Origin of the sequence: Pseudomonas sp. BNK-7 (assembly GCF_048072025.1) — a bacterium.
GTDB lineage: Bacteria > Pseudomonadota > Gammaproteobacteria > Pseudomonadales > Pseudomonadaceae > Aquipseudomonas > Aquipseudomonas danubii.
In genome coordinates, this window is sequence record NZ_CP182252.1 from 6,515,579 (window position 1) to 6,534,356 (window position 18,778).

Genomic DNA, 18,778 nt, shown 5'->3' on the forward strand with positions numbered 1-18,778 from the left:
GACTGTGGACGCCCCCCTTATCAGGGACATTCACGTCCGCCACAATGCATAAACGCATAATTAAATTGCATTGACGCATATCTCATCTAAGGTTGCTTGCAGACCCGGCCAGCGCACGCCATCGAGGCTGGCGCCGCGCAGCACCCAGCGCCGGGTCCGGCAACTTGCTGTAGCCCAGATGCCACAGCGACACCAGCCGGAGGCTGGTTTTCACTCACGGAGGATGAACATGTTAAGCACGACCTTGACCCCCACCGGCAACCCGCAGGCCCTGCCCCAATGCCTGGCCGGTACGCTGATCGATCCGCAACTGGCTGAAATCGACCCACGCGCCGAGGCGGCCCCCCAGGCCGGCGCCCGACTCAATTTCAGCGTGCAGCCGCAAACCCAGAGCAACTGGTGCTGGGCGGCACTGTCGGCATCGGTCGGCAACTACTACGGCACCGGCTCCTGGACCCAGTGCGGGGTGGCCAATGCCGAATTGGGCCGCAACTCCTGCTGCAGCCAGCCCGGACCGTGCAACGTCTACGGCTACCTGGACTCGGCCCTCAGAACCACCCGCAGTTATGGCGGGATGCGGGAAAACCGGATGCAGATGCCGGCCATCGAAAACCAGCTCGGCATGGGCCGTCCCGTCGGCCTGCGTTGCGCCTGGTATGGCGGCGGCGCGCATTTCCTGACGATCTACGGCACCGATGGCAGCTACATCCTGGTCGCCGACTCCATCTTCGGTTACTCGACCCGTGCCCTTAACAGCTTCCCCGGTTCCTACAACGGCGGCGGCAATTGGACCCACACCTACTTCACCCGGAAAAACTAGGAGGCGTCATGCAACTGACTTACCCCAAGGCGCCCACCCACGGCGTCCAGACCTTGCACCCGGCACTGCAGGCAGCCCTGCGCACCCAGGGTTTCGGCGTCAACCGCGCCTTTGCCAATGCCGGCACCCTGAGCCTGTCCCAGGCATTTCGCGGCTACGCCCTCGGCCTGGAGGACCTGGCCAACGGCAAGGGCCTGGACCAGGCCAAGACGGGGGACTGGCATTACCTGGTGTTCGCCGGCGGTGTATCCATCGCCGATGCGCAACTGACGGAAGTGGCCGGCAAGGTCGAGTTCGCGGCGCTCAATCACGGCGTTCTGGCGGCGTCCACCATCAGTGCCCTGAACCTGGCGGAACAGGCACCCCTGCTACAGGGGAAATCCTGCGAGTTGAGGTTGCTGTTCATCCCGGCTTTGCAGGTGACGGCGATCTGGCTGCACGCAGCCGATGCCGAAGTGCTGATTCCCATCGACCCCACCCCGGCGAACCTGGCAGCCCACCAGCTCTATGACGCAGCGACGCTGTTGAGCCTGCTGAGCCCCTTGGCCCAACAAGCCAAGGCGGTTTTCGATGCCGATACCAGCGGCACCCTGGGAGGCTGAACCGCGACAAAAAAAATCCGGCGGCCCTGGCGGGACGCCGGATTCTTCTGTTCAGGCCGTTGGCCCGGGATGCTCAAGACAAGAGCTTGCCGAGCGAGGGATCACGACGCCGAACGCACCGCCCCTTGCTGGACATTGGTCGGTTGCAGCTTGAACAGGTAGAACAGCACCGTCAGCAGCACCAGGAACGCCGGGCCGACATACAACGCCACACGAGTGTCCGGGAAGTAGGCCATCAGCCCCACCACCAGTACCAGGAACGCCAGGGCGAAGTAGGAACTGACCGGGTACAGCCACATGCGGTATTTCAGCGCAGCCCGTTCGCTCGGGCTCAGGCCCTTGCGGAACTTGAGCTGGGCCAGCAGGATCATCACCCAGGTCCAGATCGCCCCGAAGGTGGCGATCGACGTCACCCAGACGAACACTTTCTCCGGCACCAGATAGTTCATCAGTACGCCCAGCAGCAGGGCGAAGATCGACAGCAGCAGCGCGCGACGCGGCACACCGTTGTTCGAGGTCTTGGCGAAGCCGGCCGGGGCCTGGCCGTTCTGCGCCAGGCTGTAGAGCATGCGCCCGGTGCTGAAGATGCCGCCATTGCAGGAGGACAGCGCAGCAGTGATCACCACGAAGTTGATGATGCCGGCGGCGGTCTTGATGCCCAGACGCTCGAAGGTCATCACGAACGGGCTGCCCTGGGTGCCGATCTCGTTCCACGGGTAGATCGACAGGATCACGAACAGCGCGCCCACGTAGAACAGCAGGATGCGCCAGAACACCGAGCCGATGGCGTTGGGAATGGTCTTCTGCGGGTTGCGCGCTTCACCGGCGGTGAGGCCGATCATCTCTACGCCCAGGTAGGCGAACATCACCATCTGCAGCGACATCAGCACGCCGGTCACGCCATTGGGCATGAAGCCGCCATGGGTCCACAGGTTGGAGATGCCCAGCGCCACGCCGTCGTTGCCGAAGCCGAAGGCAATGATGCCAACGCCGCCGATCACCATGGCGATGATGGTGACGATCTTGATCAGGGCGAACCAGAACTCGAACTCACCGAAGGCCTTGACCGCGATCAGGTTGATCGAACCCATGCTCACCAGGGCCGCCAGGGCCCAGATCCAGCGCGGCACATCGGGGAACCAGATGCCCATGTACACCGCCACCGCCGTGATCTCCGCGACACAGGTCACCAGCCACAGGAACCAGTAGTTCCAGCCGGTCAGAAAACCCGCCAACGGACCCAGGTAGTCTTGTGCGTAACGGCTGAAGGAACCGGCGACCGGGTTATGCACCGCCATCTCGCCGAGGGCGCGCATGATCACCAGGATCGCCAGGCCGCCGATGATGTAGGACAGCATGATGGCCGGACCGGCCATTTCGATGGCCTTGGCCGAGCCCAGGAACAGGCCGACGCCGATACAGGCACCCAGGGCCATCAAGCGAATATGCCGTTCGCCCAGTTCGCGTTTCAGCGGGCCGCCCTGAGCGGTCTCGCCGTGGGGCAGTTGGTTGCCAACTGACATAGAGATACAACCTCATTTTGTTATTGGATATGAACCACCGAGTCTGCGAAGCCGTGGCGGATAGCCGCAGCTTGCTCAACCGTACCGGCCTTGTGGGGCGGCGCGTCTGTAGGACAAGACCTGCCAGATCAGCGGGGTGCGCAGTATAAAAAGCTCCCGACAGGGCTTTTCACTCTATAAGTAGCTAAATTCAGAGAGAAATCTCGGCAAATACCGCTTTCGCGGAGAAGCATTACCTGCTTTTTGCCCTTAAACCTCACTCGGAAAGGGCCCGGAGTATTGCACAGCCCTGGTGCATCGTCATGCCCCTACCTAGGGCGTATTTACCTGGAAGAAGGCTCTATCACAGCCCTTTCCCACCGGTTCCTGATCAGCCCCGGGGCCGCGGCCCGGTTCCAGGACCCATTGCTTTCACAATTTCTTCTGCCGCGGCTACCACCGACTAAGCTTCAGACAAGTCCGATCAATCTGCGTGAATGGATCAATCGACTATGGGCGCTCTGTGGCAGACCGATTCGCGTAAAAACGCAGTGCCAAACCACAGCGAGGACGAAGCGCCTTTACCCAAAAAACCCAGGTCCCGCCGTTATGCCTGGCGCCTGTTCTGGCTGCTACTGCTGATCACGCTGATCGCCCTGGGTGTCGCCGCCAGCCGGGAAATGCGTACCTCCAAGCTCCAGGCGCGGGAGTTCAGCAAGCTGGCTCAAGACTTGAGCTATTCCCTGCAACCAGGCCCCAGCGACGCCATACTCTATCCCGGCGCCGGCCCCTTCGACCGGCGTCTGGGCTATAGCGCCCTGGGCGAGTTCCTGCCGCGTCTGCTCAAGCGCGGCTACCTGATCGACGCTCAGACACGGTTTTCCCCGGCATTGATGGACTACAGCAAAAACGGTTTTTTCGTGCCCTATACCGAGAAAATCCAGGCCGGCCTGTCCATCACCGATTGCCGCGCCGCGCCCCTGTATCAATTCAATTACCCACAACAGCTGTATGCCAGCTTCAACCATATTCCGCCCCTGATGGTGCACAGCCTGCTGTTCATCGAGAACCGCGATCTGCTGGACCCCAAGCTGGCCCAGGCCAACCCGGCGGTGGACTGGCCGCGCTTCGCCAAGGCCGCCTGGTCCCAGGTGGCCAAGCTTCTGCACCTGCCCGGGCAGACCGCCGGCGGCAGCACCCTGGCCACCCAACTGGAAAAATACCGCCACTCCCCCGATGGCTTGACGGTGTCCGGCGGCGAAAAGATCCGCCAGATGATTTCCGCCAGCGTGCGCGCCTATCAGGATGGCCCGCAAACCCTGGAGGCCCGGCGCCGGATCGTCCGCGATTACCTCAACAGCGTGCCGCTGTCGGCAGTTCCGGGGCACGGCGAGGTACATGGCATGGCCGAGGGCCTGCGGGTCTGGTACGGCGCCGATTTCGATCAGGTCAACCAGGCCCTGTCCAGCAACGCCACCGATGCCAGGAGCCTGGCCCAGCGCGGCCTGGCCCTGCGCCAGGTGCTGTCGCTGATGATCGCGCAACGCCGCCCTTCCTATTATCTGGTCAAGAGGCACGCCGAGCTGGCGGACCTCACCGACAGCCATATCCGCCTGCTGGCGCAGAACAATGTCATCGATCCCGCCCTGACCGCCGCGGCCCTGGCCAGCAAGGTCAGCTACCGCGACTGGCAGCAGCAGCCGACGATCCAGCCGATCGAAACCAACAAGGGCATCAGCGTGGCCCGCCGCCGTTTGGCAGCGCTGCTCAACCGCCCCTTGTACGACCTGGACCGCCTTGACCTGTCGGCCACCAGCACCTTGCAGAGCGACCTGCAGCGCCAGGCCACCGAGTACCTCAAGCACCTCGCCGACCCGGCTTTCGCCGCGCAGATCGGTGTGCTCGGCGAGCGCCTGCTGACCCCCACCAGCACCACGCAGGTGCGCTACAGCTTCACCCTGTTCGAACTCACCCCCGACGGCTCGCGGGTGCGGGTGCAGACCGACAGCACCGACCAGCCTTTCGACATCAACGAAGGCAGCAAGCTGGAATTGGGCTCCACCGCCAAGCTGCGGGTGCTGACCACCTACCTGCAGATCATTGCCGAGTTGCACGACAAGCACGCTGGGAAAACCCCGGCCGAGCTGAAGAAATTTGTGGTCAACGACCAGGACCGACTGAGCCGCTGGGCCCTCGACTACCTGATGCAGAATAGCGACCGCAGCTTGCCGAAGATGCTCGACGCGGCCCTGGACCGCACCTACTCCGCCAGCCCCGGCGAAGCCTTCTTCACCGGCGGCGGGTTGCATCACTTCAACAACTTCCGCAAAGAGGACAACGGCCGCAGCCCGACCCTGCGCGATGCCCTGCGCGAATCCATCAACCTGCCGTTCATTCGCTTGATGCGTGACCTGGTGCGCTACAGCACCTACGGCGGCGACAGCAGCAGTGCCGAGTTGCTCAAGGACGACGCCAACCCGCGACGCCAGGAATACCTGGCACGCTTCGCCGACCACGAAGGCACCTCGTTCCTGCTGCGGTTCTGGAAGAAGTACCGCAACAAGGACACCCAGGCACGCCTGGACACCTTTCTCGACGGCATGCACCCCACGGCGATCCGCCTGGCTGCCGTGCACCGCTACCTGCTGCCGGACGCCAGCCAGGACAGCTTCAATCGCTTTGTCCGGGCCCATATGAAAAACGCCAAGACCGCCGAGAAACTCACCGACGAGCGCCTGGACAAGCTCTATGCCGGCTATGGCCCGGGAGCCTATGACCTGCCGGACCAGGGCTACATCGCCAAGGTCCATCCCCTGGACCTGTGGCTGCTGGGCTACCTGATGAACAACCCCGACGCGACCTTCAGCCAGATCGTCAAGGCCAGTGAATTCGAACGCCAGGAGGTCTACAGCTGGCTGTTCAAGAGTCGCCATCGCAGCGCCCGGGACAGTCGCATCCGCACCATGCTGGAAGTCGAGGCGTTCCTGGATATTCACCAGCGCTGGCAGAGCGTCGGTTACCCGTTCGACCACCTGGTGCCCTCCCTGGCCACCGCCATCGGCAGCTCCGGCGATCGTCCGGCGGCGCTCGCCGAACTGGTGGGCACCATCCTCAACGACGGCGTGCGCCTGCCGTCCCTGCGTATCGACAGCCTGCACTTTGCCGCCGGCACGCCTTACGAAACCCGCCTGAGCAACGACCCTGGCAAGGGCAAGCGCGTGATGCCTTCGGAGGTCGCCACGGCGCTGCGCGGGGCCCTGTCACAGGTGGTGGATGCCGGTACCGCGAAACGGGTGTCCGGCAGTTTCAAACTGGCGGACGGCACGCCACTGGCCATGGGCGGCAAGACCGGTACTGGCGACAACCGCATCGAGGCCACTGGTGCCGGCGGCCGGGTGCTGAGCTCCAAGTCCATCAACCGCACCGCAACCTTCGTGTTCTACATCGGCGATCACCACTTCGGCACCCTCACAGCCTACGTGCCAGGGGCTTCGGCCCAGGGCTTCAAGTTCACCTCGGCCTTGCCGGTGCAGGTGCTCAAGGGCATGGCGCCGATTCTCATGCCCTACCTGCAGCCTGGCAGCAGCACCCAGTGCCTGGGCAGCCTCGCGCAACGCTGAATCCCTCCGGTTACTAGCCGCTCCACGCCACTCCATGGCGTGGAGCGCCCGCCCATTGTGATTTTCCATCTCAGACCAACGGCAGCTTTGGATGGCGTAGAAGTGCTTGCGCAATCGTTAAGATATATCTTAAGTTATATCTGAACCGAACAGGAGAAAGAGAAAATGAGAGAGCCCTCTCACCACCGCGAACAGGGTGACGGCCACGACAGTTTCGAGCGCCGCCCCGCTCGTGAACGCGGCGGCCGCGGCCCCCGGGTGTTTGCCCCCGGCGACTTGAAGTTGCTGCTGCTGGCGTTGATCGCCGAGCAGCCCTGCCACGGCTACGACCTGATCCGCCAGATCGAAGGCATGTTCGACGGCGCCTACAGCCCGAGCCCCGGAGTGATCTACCCGACCCTGACCTTTCTGGAAGAAAGCGAAATGATCCAGGGCGACGCCGAAGGCGGAAAAAAGCGCTACAGCGTCACCGACGCCGGTCGTCTTTCCCTTCAGGAGCAGGCCATTGCCCTGGACGGTGTGCACATGCGCATCGAGGTCAGCAAGCGCTCCCTGCGCGGCCACGACCGCCCTGCAGAAATCCATGAGGCGGTGCACAACCTGCGCCACGCCCTGCAAATGCACCATGGGCGCTGGAGCCCGGAAGAAATCCTCCGGGTGCGTGACCTGCTGAACAACACCGCCAAGGCCATTGTCGATGGTCCTGTCAGCCACACTGCCCAGGAGAAATCCGAATGACTGCAACCCCAGAGCCATCCATTCACCGGGTCATGCACGAGATCAAGCGCCGGCGCCTGGAAGTCTTGCGCGTCGTCGACCTGACCCCACGCATGCGCCGCATCACCCTCGGCGGGCCGGAGCTGGCCGGTTTCATCAGCCTGGGCAGCGACGACCATGTAAAGCTGCTGTTCCCGCAGAACGCCGAACAGCAAGCCGCCCTGGAAACCCTGGTGCTGGGCCCAGGCAAGGACAGCGGACCGATGCCCGCCATGCGCGACTACACCCCGCGCCGCTACGACCTGGAACAGGGCGAACTGGACATCGACTTCGTGCTCCATGGCGACGGCCCCGCTTCGACCTGGGCCGAGCAGGCCAAGCCGGGGCAGTACCTGCACATCGGCGGTCCGCGAGGTTCGATGATCGTGCCGGACATCTTCGACAGCTACTTGTTGATCGGCGATGAAACGGCCCTGCCCGCCATAGCCCGACGCCTGGAAGAACTGCCGGCCGGACGCCGGGTATTGGCGGTGATCGAGGTTCAGGATCGAGCGGAGCGCCAGGCACTGCATAGCGCCGCCGAGGTCGAGGTGATCTGGGTGGAGCGTGATGGCGGCGCGCAGGACCTGATCAGCACTGTGCGTCAGTTGCAGGTCCCGCAAGGCAAGCTGTATGCCTGGGTGGCCACCGAAAGCAAGGTCTCGCGCCAGGTTCGTCGAGTGCTGCTGGATGAGCACCGGCTCAACGACGAATTCGTCAAGGCTGCCGGTTACTGGCGCCTGGACGGCAGCGAAGCAGAATAACCCCCGCCTCACGCTAGGAACTGGCTTGCCAGCGAAAGCGGTCTCAAGGCCCCCTTCGCTGGCAAGCCGAGGCCTACCGGGGTTGCGCCGGGCGCTTGCCCAGCCAGCGATCCAGGCCCAGCAACAACAACGACACCAGGACGAATCCCGCCAATATGCCCAGGGCATTGAGCAGCACTTGGGGATAGCCGAGCTTGTCCACAGCGATAAAAGGATAGGGGTACAGCCCCAGCACATTCCCGCGCAAGAGCAGATAGGCGAAATACAGTATCGGATAAAGCATCCATAAGCCGACGTGCCTCAGCCGCAGCCCCCCCTTGGGCACACAGCACCACCAGTAGATCAGGAACAGCACCGGCATCACGTCGTGCAGCAACTCATCCGCCAGCCATTGCCAGCCCTGGGGATGCCACAGATGACGCAACAGCAGGCTGTACGCCAACCCCACCAGGACAATGCTCGCCGCTACCGCGCCACTGACCGCCGGACGCAGCATGAACGCCTGCCCCCGGGAAATCCGCAGATTCAGGGCACAGGTCAGCACACTGGCCACCAAGGTATTGCTGAGTACGGTGAAGAAGCTGAAGAAGTTCACCAGCCCACCCAGCAGGCTGGCCCCGGCCTCCCAGCGCAACAACAGAATCAGGTACAGCTGAACCGTCAGCCCCAGCCAACCCAGCACTGCGGCAATGGCGATCAGCCCGCGTCGGCTGAACAGCCCCTGCAGCGATACACCGGCCATGGAATTCCTCAGAGCGGACGCTTGGTGCGCTGCAACTTCACGTAGAGCTTCTCGACCTTTTCCCGTGCCCAGGGTGTCTTGCGCAGGAAGGTCAGGCTCGACTTGATGCTCGGGTCACTTTTGAAGCAACGGATATCGATGCGCTCGGCCAACCCCGACCATTCGTAGTGTTCCACCAGCGCCTTGAGGATCTGTTCCAGGGTTACGCCATGCAGCGGGTCGGTGTGGGTGTCGGTCATGCCAGGCCTTTGCGGGAAGAAAATAGGGAAAGCCGCGCACCTTAGCCGAGGCCATGCGCCCGCGCCAGAGCGCTGTTTTAACTGTAGCCGCCGTAGACAACCACGGCGATTGAGCATGAGAAGCAAAAAGTTCCTGGCTTTTCGCGATAAAAGAGATGTTATATTGTATCAATCAATAACAACTCACCCGCATCCTGGGCACCCCCGTGTCCTGCCTGTTTTCTGACTCAAAGCGCGCTGCGCAACGCTTGCCAAGGAATGACCGATGTCCCTTTCAGTCCCTCGCCCTTCCCGCTCTTTACTGTGGCGCCTGTCGCCGCTGTCCGCCGCCTTGCTGATTGCCTCCCAGGCCCAGGCCCTGGATTTGCCCCAGCAAGTCATCACCGCCAATCCTCTGGGCAGCACTGAGCTGGCCGCCCCCACCACCGTGCTGGAAGGCGATCAACTGACCCTGCAACAGAAAGGCAGCCTCGGTGAAACCCTGAACAAGCAGCCGGGTGTGTCTTCGTCCTACTTCGGTCCCGGTGCCAGCCGCCCGGTGATTCGTGGCCTGGACGGTGACCGCATCCGCATCCTGCAAAATGGCGTCGGCGCCCTGGATGCCTCGTCGCTGTCCTACGACCACGCCGTGCCTCTGGACCCGGTCAACGTTGAACGCATCGAAATCGTTCGTGGCCCGGCCGCCTTGCTATACGGCGGCAACGCCATTGGCGGGGTCATCAACAGCTTCGACAACCGCATTCCCACCGAAGCCATCGAGGGTATTCACGGAGCCGGTGAACTGCGCTACGGCGGCGCCGACACCACCCGCAGCAGCGCCGGAAAACTGGAAGCCGGCGACGGCACCTTCGCTCTGCACCTGGACGCCAACTCCCGGCAGTTCAATGACCTGAAGATTCCCGGCTACGCCCGCAGCCGCCACGCGCCAGCGAGCGAAGATGGCGACGGCAAGAAAGGCCGCCTGGGCAACAGCGACGGACGCCAGGACGGCGGCGCCATCGGCGGTTCCTACACCTGGGACGACGGTTATGCCGGCCTGTCCTACAGCAACTACGACGCCAACTACGGCTCACCCGCCGAAGACGACGTGCGTATCCGCATGAAGCAGGATCATTACGCCTTTGCCTCGGAGCTGCGCAACCTGCAAGGCCCGTTCAGCTCGCTCAAGTTCAACGCCGGCTACACCGACTATGAGCACCGGGAGATCGAAGGCGGTGAAACCGGCACCACCTTCAAGAACAAGGGTTACGAGGCGCGGGTCGAGGCTCGGCACCTGCCCATCGGCCCGCTGGAAGGCGTGGTCGGCGCCCAGGTCAATCGCAACGAGTTTTCCGCCCTGGGTGAAGAAGCCTTCGTGCCGAAGACCGATACCAACAGCGGCGCCCTGTTCATTCTTGAAGAACTGCAAGCCACCGAGCGCCTGAAACTCAGCCTCGGCGGGCGCCTGGAACACACCACCGTGGACCCGGACGGCAAAGGCAACGAGCGTTTTGCCCAGGCCGACAAGTCCAGCAGCTTCACTGCCGGCAGCCTGTCCTCCGGCGCGGTCTATACCCTGACCCCGGTGTGGTCCCTGGCCGCGACCCTGGGCTACACCGAACGCGCCCCGACCTTCTATGAGCTGTATGCCAACGGCGCCCACGTCGCCACCGGCACCTATGAGCTGGGCAACGCCAAGCTGTCCAAGGAAAAGGCCGTGTCCAGCGACCTGGCCCTGCGCTTTGACAACGGCACCCACAAAGGCAGCGTCGGGGTGTTCTACAGCCACTTCTCCAACTACATCGGCCTGCTGGGCACGGGGCGCACCCTGAACGATGAAGGCGAAGAAGAGGCAGGCGCAATTCCGGAATACGCCTACAGCGGAGTACGAGCACGCTTCACCGGGATCGAAGCCCAGGATCGCTGGAGCCTGGGAGAAAGCGCCTACGGCAAGTTCGCCCTGGATCTGTCCGGCGACTACACCCGGGCCAAGAACCTCGACAATGGCCAGTACCTGCCGCGCATTGCCCCGCTGCGCCTGAACAGCGGCCTGCTCTGGGAACTGGATCGCTGGCAGGCGCGCCTGGATGTGCAGCATGCCGCCGGCCAGGGCCGAGTGCCGGACCACGAAAGCAGCACCGATGGCTACACCACCTTTGGCGCCAGTGCCGGTTATCGCTTCGATATTGGCCGTAGCCAGTGGCTGGCCTTCGTCAAGGGCGAGAACCTGACCAACCAGACCGTGCGCTACGCCAGCTCGATTCTGCGGGATATCGCCCCGGCCGCCGGGCGCAGTGTGGAAGTGGGGTTGCGTACCACCTTCTAAGGCCCCGTTCGCCAGCAAGCCGGCACCTACAAGAGGCAGGTGCCGGCGAAGCGGCCTCAGCGGTAACGTCGCGGATCAGCCTCGATCAAGCTGGCCAACTGAGTCAGGGCAAAACGCAACTCGTCCTGGGTCGTCGGCGACATCAGCACCACCCGCACACAACGGGAGCTGGCACCGCGTTCCACCTGGAACTGGCTGCCGCTCATCACCAGCACGCCATTGGCTCGGGCCAGGGTGGCGAACTCATCGCCAGTCCAGGGCTCCGGCAAGGTCAGCCACAGGTGATAGCTGTGGGGCTGAGTCTCGATCTCCAAGCCGGCAAACACTTCCCGGGCAATCGCCTGACGCGCCGCCGCTTCGTTGCGCTGAGTCTGCACCAGCTTGCGGTCCAATCCCTCGACAATCACGTTGCTGGCCAATTGCGCGGTCAGGGGCGAGGGCATCCACACACTGCTGCGGACCATCGAGCTCAGGCGCGACAGCAACTTGGGCGGGCTGTAGAGATAGCCCACGCGCAACGCCGGCATGATCGCCTTGGACAGGCTGGTGAGGTACACCGAACGCTGCGGCGCATAGCTGGAAAGCGGTTTGATCGACGGATCGGTGGCGAGAAAGCCGTAGATATCGTCGTCGATGATCAAAAAGTCGAACTCTTCGGCAATCGCTGCAATCTGCGCCCGGCGCTGGGGTGACATGATCGCCGTGGTGGGGTTCTGGCAACTGGCGACGCACACCAGCAGCGCCGGTTTTTCCCGCAGGCACTGCTCGCGCAAGGCCTCGGGAATCATCCCCTGCTCGTCCATTGCCACGCCCCGCAGGCGCCGCTCCAGGCCGTGGGCCACGGAGATGATGCCCGGGTAGGTCAAGGATTCGCAGAACAGCAGATCGCCGGCATTGCTCAAGGCGCTGATGGCCACCATCAAGCCGTGCTGGGCACCGGCAGTCATCACCACCTGTTGCCAATGGGCTTCGGGCAGGGAATGGCGCAGCCACTGGGCTCCGGCTTCACGATGGGCCGGATGACCACCGTCGGGGGCGTAGTCCAGGGCACGACCGAAATCGCTGCTGCGGGCCATGCCCACCAACGCGCCGCGCAACCAGTACTCCAGGGTTTCGCTGTAAGGCTTGATGATCGACAGATCCAGGGCTTCGGACTGCCCCAGGGACAGCGACGGTGCACTGGAACCTTCCGGCAACACCAGCGGCGGCTGCGCCAGCACATAAGTGCCGCGCCCGACTTCGCCCTGCACCAGTCCCCGCCGCTGAGCTTCGCTATAGGCGCGGCTGATGGTGCCGGGGGTGACATTGAGGGTCACCGCCAGCTCGCGCAAGGTCGGCAAGCGGTCACCGTCGTTCAACAGGCCGCTGCTGATGTCCCGCGCCAAGGCGTCGGCAATGGACAGGTAGACCGGCTGATTGAACTCGCTTAACTGGGGAACCCACATGGAGGCTGATCACCATCGGCTGCATTGAAGTGGGCCGGAGCATATCACAGGCCTGCACTCGCCTTTAACGTCGACTCAATCGAGCTATTGATTCGATGAAAAGACAAATGAAAAAACTGCAGGCGACTCGAAAGCCTTATTCATGATCAATATAAATAGTTTTAAATCAGTCACTTATATAAAAACAAAGGACTTCCCAAAGAAATCTTTCTAGAGAAACAATTGAATCGATTCAATTCATTGAAATACACTCAGCCAGCACCAACCCAATCGACTCAATCCTTCTTCCACTCCATGCCCAGTCGAGATGCCATGCACAGTCTCAGCAAGGACCTGTCCCTCTCCGCCGTGATCGCCGGCCTGATCGCCGTGATCATTTCCTACGCCGGCCCCTTGATCATCGTGTTCCAGGCCGCCCGCGAAGCCCACTTGCCCAGTGACCAGGTGTCGTCCTGGATCTGGGCCATCTCCATCGGCAGCGGCCTCACCGGCCTGCTGCTGAGCTGGCGCCTGAAGGTGCCGGTGATCACCGCCTGGTCAACCCCCGGCGCGGCGCTGCTGGTATCGATGCTGCCCACGGTGTCGCTGCCCCAGGCCATCAGTGCCTATATAGTCGCCTCGCTGATCATTGCCGTGGTCGGGCTGTCCGGGGCCTTCGACAAACTCATGAGCCGCCTGCCCAAAGCCATTGCCGCGGCCATGCTGGCGGGCATCCTGTTCCGCTTCGGCGCCGATCTGTTCACTTCGGTCACCGTGCAACCGGCCCTGGTGCTGGCGATGATCGCGGCCTATCTGCTGGGCAAACGTTTCTCGCCACGCTACGCGATCCTGGCAGTGCTGCTGGTGGGCTGCGCCGTGGCCGCCGGCCTCGGCAATTTCAATGGCGGCTCCATCACCCTGGCGCTGGCCAAACCGATCTTCACCGCCCCCGAGTGGAACTGGCACGCCATCATCAACATCGGCCTGCCCCTGGCCCTGGTGACCCTCACCGGGCAATACGTGCCGGGCATGGCGGTGATGCGCAGCGCCGGCTACACCACCCCGGCGCGCTCTATCGTGTCCTGGACCGCCATCACCTCGGCGCTGCTAGCGCCCTTCGGCTCCCACGGCATCAACCTTGCCGCCATCACCGCCGCCATCTGCACCGGTCGCGAAGCCCACGAAGACAAGGACAAACGCTACATCGCCGGGATCGCCTGCGGCCTGTTCTACATCCTCATGGGGATTTTCGGCGCGACCCTGGCCTCGGTGTTCGCCGCCCTGCCCAAGGAGCTGATCGCGGCCCTGGCCGGCCTCGCCCTGTTCGGCGCCATCAGCGCCGGGCTCAGCGGCGCCATGGCCGATGAGAAACAGCGTGAAGCCGCGCTGATCACCTTCCTGGTCACCGCCTCGGGCATGAGTTTTCTCGGCCTGGCCGCCGCGTTCTGGGGGTTGATCTTCGGCCTGGTGGCGCACTTCGCCCTGAGCTACACCCGGCAGAAACAATCCCTCGCCGGGGCCAGCGCCCCGCGCTGAACCTGCCCGGGCCCGGTAACTGTTACCGAATCCGAAACGGTTCATGTCAATAAAAGCGCTTTCTCTTGATGAGACGGCGCTTTATCCTTAGCCCCCTAATAAAGCTGAACCGTTTCATCTTTCCCTTTGAAATCAGTGGCCTGCCGTCCTCGATCAACCCGTATCGATGCCACGTGCCGCGCCCTTGCTTCTGCCTATTCCTAGAAAAAGACCTGACTCGAATGCCTATGCCTACTTTTCAGCGCCTAAAAGACAGCGCTGTCCTGACTCCCGCTGCCCTGCCCAAGACCCTGAGCCTGCTCGGCGCCCTGGGGTTTGCCGCCTGCGCCCAGGCCGCCCCGGCCTTCGACAGCGACTCGCCCTGGATGCTCGGCGACTGGAACGGCACCCGCACGGAACTGGCGAACAAGGGCTACGACTTCAAGGTCGACTACGTCGGCGAAATGGGCGCCAACCTGCATGGCGGCTACGACCATGACCGCACCGCGCGCTACAGCGACCAGTTCGCCTTCGGCAGCCACCTGGACCTGCAGAAGATCCTTGGCTGGGATGACGCCGAGTTCCAACTGACCGTGACCAAGCGCGACGGCGACAACATCAGCAACGACCGGATCAACGATCCACGGGTCGGCGGCTTCACCTCGGCCCAGGAAGTCTGGGGCCGTGGCCAGACCTGGCGCCTGACGCAGATGTGGTACCAGCAGAAATTCTTCGACCAGAAGCTCGACATCAAGGCCGGCCGCTTCGGTCAGGGCGAAGACTTCAACAGTTTCCCCTGCGACTTCCAGAACCTGGCGTTCTGCGGCTCCCAGGTGGGCAACTGGGCCGGCAGCGTCTGGTACAACTGGCCGGTCAGCCAGTGGGCGCTGCGGGTCAAATACCACCTCTCGCCCGAGGTCTACGCGCAGATCGGCGCCTATGAGCAGAACCCATCGAACCTGGACCGCGACAACGGCTTCAAGCTCAGCGGCAGCGGCACCCAGGGCACCCTGTTGCCGGTGGAACTGGTGTGGACGCCCAAGCTCAACGGTCTGGCTGGTGAGTACCGCGCCGGCTACTACTACAGCAGCGCCAAGGCCAGCGACCTGTACAAGGACAGCAACGGCCAGAGCGCGGCCCTGAGCGGCGAAGCCTACCGCAGCAGCTCAAGCAAGCACGGCCTGTGGTTCGGCGCGCAACAGCAAGTCACCAGCCTGGCCAGTGACCATTCCCGCGGCCTGAGCCTGTTCGCCAACGTCACCGCCCATGACAAGAAGACCAACGCCATCGACAACTACGTCCAGGCCGGCCTGGTCTACAAGGGCCTGTTCGATGCCCGCGCCAAGGACGACATCGGCTTTGCCCTGGCCCGGGTCCACGTCAACCCGGCGTACCGCAAGAACGCCCAGGCCCGCAACCAGGCCCGCGCGATCTACGCCTACGACAACCCCGGCTACCTGCCGCCGCAGGACACCGAGTACAGCGCCGAGCTGTACTACGGCGTGCACCTGGCCAACTGGCTGACCGTGCGCCCCAACCTGCAATACATCCGCCATCCCGGTGGCGTGAGCCAGGTCGACGACGCCCTGATCGGCGGGATCAAGATCCAGAGTTCGTTCTAAAGCCGCGAGGCAGAAACGACGCCATTCACAGTTTTCAGCTGAACCAAGCCCGCGCCTGATCGTCATCTACAGTGAACAAGCGCGGGAACACTCTTAACGTCACGGAGAACCACACTATGAGCACTGAGGGTGCTTCAAGTCCGAGCCGCCGGCTGCCAAGCCTGCTCGGAGTCTTGCTGCTGTTAATGGGCCTGGCCTTGCTGGCCGGGGGGATCAAGCTGAGCATGCTCGGCGGCTCGCTGTACTACGTCCTGGCCGGTATCGGCCTGACTCTGACCGGCCTCCTGCTGCTGGCCGGTAAACGCGCCGCGCTGGGCCTTTATGCCCTGGTACTGTTCGCCAGTACCCTCTGGTCGCTGTGGGAAATCGGCCTGGACTGGTGGCAACTGGTGCCACGCCTGTCGCTGTGGTTCGCCCTCGGCGTGGTCCTGCTGCTGCCCTGGTTCCGCCGTCCGCTGCTGCGCGATGGCCCGGCACCGATGGGCACCGCGGCCCTGAGCGTGGCCGTGGTCCTGGCCGGTGGCGCCGCCATCGGCAGCCAGTTCACCCAGCCTGGGGAAATCTCCGGTGACCTGGGCCGCGACAGCACCGACATGACCAGCACTGCGCCGGCCATGCCTGAAGGCGACTGGCAGGCCTACGGCCGCACCGAGTTCGGCGACCGCTACTCGCCGCTGAAGCAGATCACCCCGGCCAACATCGGCAAGCTGCAGGAAGCCTGGCGCATCCGCACCGGCGACATGCCGACCGCCAAGGACCCGGTGGAAATCACCAACCAGAACACCCCGCTGAAGGTCAACGGCAAGCTCTATGCCTGCACCGCCCACAGCCAGGTGCTGGCCCTGGACCCGGATACCGGCAAGGAAATCTGGCGCTTCGACCCGCAGATCCAGGGCCCCAACGGCGACGACTTCCGTGGCTGGGCGCACATGACCTGCCGTGGCGTGTCGTACTACGACGAAGCCAACTTCAAGAACGCCGACGCCATCAGCCAGCCAGCCACCCTGTCCCCCGCGGGCCAGGCCATCGCCGCCAGCTGCCCGCGCCGCCTGTTCCTGCCCACCGCCGATGCGCGCCTGATCGCCATCAACGCCGACACCGGCAAAGTCTGTGAAGACTTCGGCAACAAAGGCGCCGTGGACCTCAAGGCCGGCATCGGCCCGTTCACTCCGGGTGGCTACTACTCCACCTCGCCGGCCGCCATCACCCGCAACCTGGTGATCATCGGCGGTCACGTCACCGACAACGAATCGACCAATGAACCGTCCGGCGTGATTCGCGCCTTCGACGCGCACGACGGTCACCTGGTGTGGAACTGGGATTCGGGCAACCCCGACGAAACCGCTCCCCTGCCGGAAGGCCAGACCTACACCCGCAACTCGCCGAACATGTGGTCCCTGGCCAGCGTCGACGAGAAACTGGGCATGGTCTACCTGCCACTGGGCAACCAGATGCCTGACCAGTGGGGCGGCAACCGCACCGCAGGCGCCGAGAAATTCAGCGCCGGCACCGTGGCCCTGGACATCGACACCGGCAAGCTGCGCTGGAACTACCAGTTCACCCACCACGACCTGTGGGACATGGACGTGGGCAGCCAGCCAACCCTGCTCGACATGAAGACCGCGGACGGCGTCAAGCCGGCGCTGATCCAGCCGACCAAGCAAGGCAGCCTGTACGTACTGGACCGTCGCGACGGCACCCCGATCGTGCCGATCCGTGAAGTACCGGCCCCGACCGGCGCAGTCGAAGGCGACCACACCGCCCCGACCCAGGCCCGTTCGGACCTGAACCTGCTGCCGCCGCCACTGGACGAAAAAGCCATGTGGGGCGCCACGCCGTTCGACCAGATGTTGTGCCGCATCCAGTTCAAGGAACTGCGCTATGAAGGTCAGTACACCCCGCCGTCGGTGCAGGGCAGCCTGATCTACCCGGGCAACGTCGGCGTGTTCAACTGGGGCAGCGTCTCGCTGGACCCGGTGCGCCAGTTGCTGTTCACCAGCCCGAACTACATGGCCTTCGTTTCCAAGCTGGTGCCGCGTGCCGAAGTCGCCGCCGACAGCAAGCGCGAAAGCGAAACCTCGGGCGTGCAACCCAACACCGGCGCGCCTTACGCGGTGATCATGCACCCGTTCATGTCGCCGCTCGGCGTACCTTGCCAAGCGCCGGCCTGGGGCTACGTGGCCGGTATCGACCTGACCACCAACAAAGTGGTGTGGAAGCACAAGAACGGCACCAGCCGCGACAGTTCGCCGATCCCGATCGGCCTGCCAATCGGCGTGCCGAGCATGGGCGGCTCCATGGTCACCGGCGGTGGCGTGGGCTTCCTCAGCGGCACCCTGGACCAGTACATCCGCGCCTATGACGTGAAAAACGGCAAGGAACTGTGGAAATCCCGCCTGCCAGCGGGCGGCCAGGCCACGCCGATGAGCTACACCGGCAAGGACGGCCAGCAGTACGTCCTGGTGGTCGTGGGCGGCCACGGCTCCCTGGGCACCAAGATGGGCGACTACATCATTGCCTACAAACTGGCGGAATAAGCGTTACCGACAGGGATGAAAAAGGCGGCTACCTACGGGTAGCCGCCTTTTTTTGTGCTCTGGGTAGAGGGGGATGGTGTGTATATCCGGTGATACGGGGGGGGGGGCATTTGTGGTTGCGCTTTTACAGTGGGGGTTGGGGTGCATATCCGGTGCTGCGGGTGTGGCGGCTTATGGTTTCGCTCTTACAGCGACTCACTTTTGAAAATCCGGAATGCCGGCCCAGACAAAAGTAAGCAAAACGCTCTGCCCCTCCACTCGGTGCCTCGCATAGCGAGGCATGCCCGAACTCCGGCATTGATCCGTGGGCCGCCGCCACCGGCCATCCAT

General features: G+C 63.5%; 13 protein-coding genes. 9 read left to right on the plus strand and 4 right to left on the minus strand.

Features of this window, described 5'->3' with window-relative positions; translation table 11 throughout:
• The first annotated feature begins 229 nt into the window (after positions 1–229).
• On the plus strand, positions 230–820 hold the full coding sequence (locus ACMGF8_RS29405; protein WP_102860448.1) for a papain-like cysteine protease family protein: 591 nt from the start codon (positions 230–232) through the stop codon (positions 818–820).
• An 8-nt stretch (positions 821–828) separates the two neighbouring features.
• Positions 829–1,422: a hypothetical protein gene (locus ACMGF8_RS29410; RefSeq protein WP_416758107.1), complete on the plus strand. Its 594-nt coding sequence runs from the start codon at positions 829–831 to the stop codon at positions 1,420–1,422.
• A 101-nt stretch (positions 1,423–1,523) separates the two neighbouring features.
• Here the strand turns inward: ACMGF8_RS29410 and ACMGF8_RS29415 are convergent, their stop codons facing one another.
• Positions 1,524–2,945, minus strand: coding sequence for an amino acid permease (locus tag ACMGF8_RS29415; RefSeq protein ID WP_102860446.1), 1,422 nt, complete (start codon positions 2,943–2,945; stop codon positions 1,524–1,526).
• Between the two features lie 491 nt (positions 2,946–3,436).
• Here ACMGF8_RS29415 and ACMGF8_RS29420 point away from each other — a divergent pair, with 491 nt between their 5' ends.
• From ACMGF8_RS29420 to ACMGF8_RS29430, 3 genes are all read left to right on the plus strand, one after another.
• Positions 3,437–6,544, plus strand: a complete 3,108-nt coding sequence (locus ACMGF8_RS29420) for a transglycosylase domain-containing protein (RefSeq protein WP_102860445.1) — start codon at positions 3,437–3,439, stop codon at positions 6,542–6,544.
• A 165-nt stretch (positions 6,545–6,709) separates the two neighbouring features.
• On the plus strand, positions 6,710–7,282 hold the full coding sequence (locus ACMGF8_RS29425; RefSeq protein WP_102860444.1) for a PadR family transcriptional regulator: 573 nt from the start codon (positions 6,710–6,712) through the stop codon (positions 7,280–7,282).
• On the plus strand, positions 7,279–8,064 hold the full coding sequence (locus tag ACMGF8_RS29430; RefSeq protein ID WP_102880774.1) for a siderophore-interacting protein: 786 nt from the start codon (positions 7,279–7,281) through the stop codon (positions 8,062–8,064). The genes ACMGF8_RS29425 and ACMGF8_RS29430 overlap by 4 nt, the downstream gene beginning before the upstream one ends.
• Positions 8,065–8,137: 73 nt before the next feature.
• On the opposite strand, the gene ACMGF8_RS29435 is transcribed toward ACMGF8_RS29430, so the two are convergent.
• Both ACMGF8_RS29435 and ACMGF8_RS29440 read right to left on the minus strand, forming a co-directional pair.
• Positions 8,138–8,806: a Pr6Pr family membrane protein gene (locus ACMGF8_RS29435; RefSeq protein ID WP_416758110.1), complete on the minus strand. Its 669-nt coding sequence runs from the start codon at positions 8,804–8,806 to the stop codon at positions 8,138–8,140.
• An 8-nt stretch (positions 8,807–8,814) separates the two neighbouring features.
• Positions 8,815–9,045 (minus strand): VF530 family DNA-binding protein, encoded by a 231-nt coding sequence (locus ACMGF8_RS29440; RefSeq protein WP_019093117.1) that lies wholly within the window; start codon positions 9,043–9,045, stop codon positions 8,815–8,817.
• A 265-nt stretch (positions 9,046–9,310) separates the two neighbouring features.
• Between ACMGF8_RS29440 and ACMGF8_RS29445 the strand changes: the two genes are divergently transcribed.
• Entirely contained in the window at positions 9,311–11,350 is a 2,040-nt protein-coding gene (locus ACMGF8_RS29445) for a TonB-dependent receptor (RefSeq protein WP_102860441.1), read from the plus strand.
• Between the two features lie 56 nt (positions 11,351–11,406).
• Here the strand turns inward: ACMGF8_RS29445 and ACMGF8_RS29450 are convergent, their stop codons facing one another.
• The gene (locus tag ACMGF8_RS29450) at positions 11,407–12,795 is read right to left on the minus strand and encodes a PLP-dependent aminotransferase family protein (RefSeq protein ID WP_416758114.1); all 1,389 of its coding nucleotides are present in this window, start codon (positions 12,793–12,795) and stop codon (positions 11,407–11,409) included.
• Between the two features lie 312 nt (positions 12,796–13,107).
• On the opposite strand from ACMGF8_RS29450, the gene ACMGF8_RS29455 reads away from it, so the two are divergent.
• From ACMGF8_RS29455 to ACMGF8_RS29465, 3 genes are all read left to right on the plus strand, one after another.
• Complete coding sequence (locus ACMGF8_RS29455; protein ID WP_416758116.1) at positions 13,108–14,310, plus strand: benzoate/H(+) symporter BenE family transporter; 1,203 nt, start codon at positions 13,108–13,110, stop codon at positions 14,308–14,310.
• Positions 14,311–14,537: 227 nt separating this feature from the next.
• On the plus strand, positions 14,538–15,911 hold the full coding sequence (locus ACMGF8_RS29460) for a carbohydrate porin (RefSeq protein WP_416758118.1): 1,374 nt from the start codon (positions 14,538–14,540) through the stop codon (positions 15,909–15,911).
• A gap of 116 nt (positions 15,912–16,027) precedes the next feature.
• The gene (locus ACMGF8_RS29465; protein WP_416758120.1) at positions 16,028–18,448 is read left to right on the plus strand and encodes a glucose/quinate/shikimate family membrane-bound PQQ-dependent dehydrogenase; all 2,421 of its coding nucleotides are present in this window, start codon (positions 16,028–16,030) and stop codon (positions 18,446–18,448) included.
• Positions 18,449–18,778: the final 330 nt, after the last annotated feature.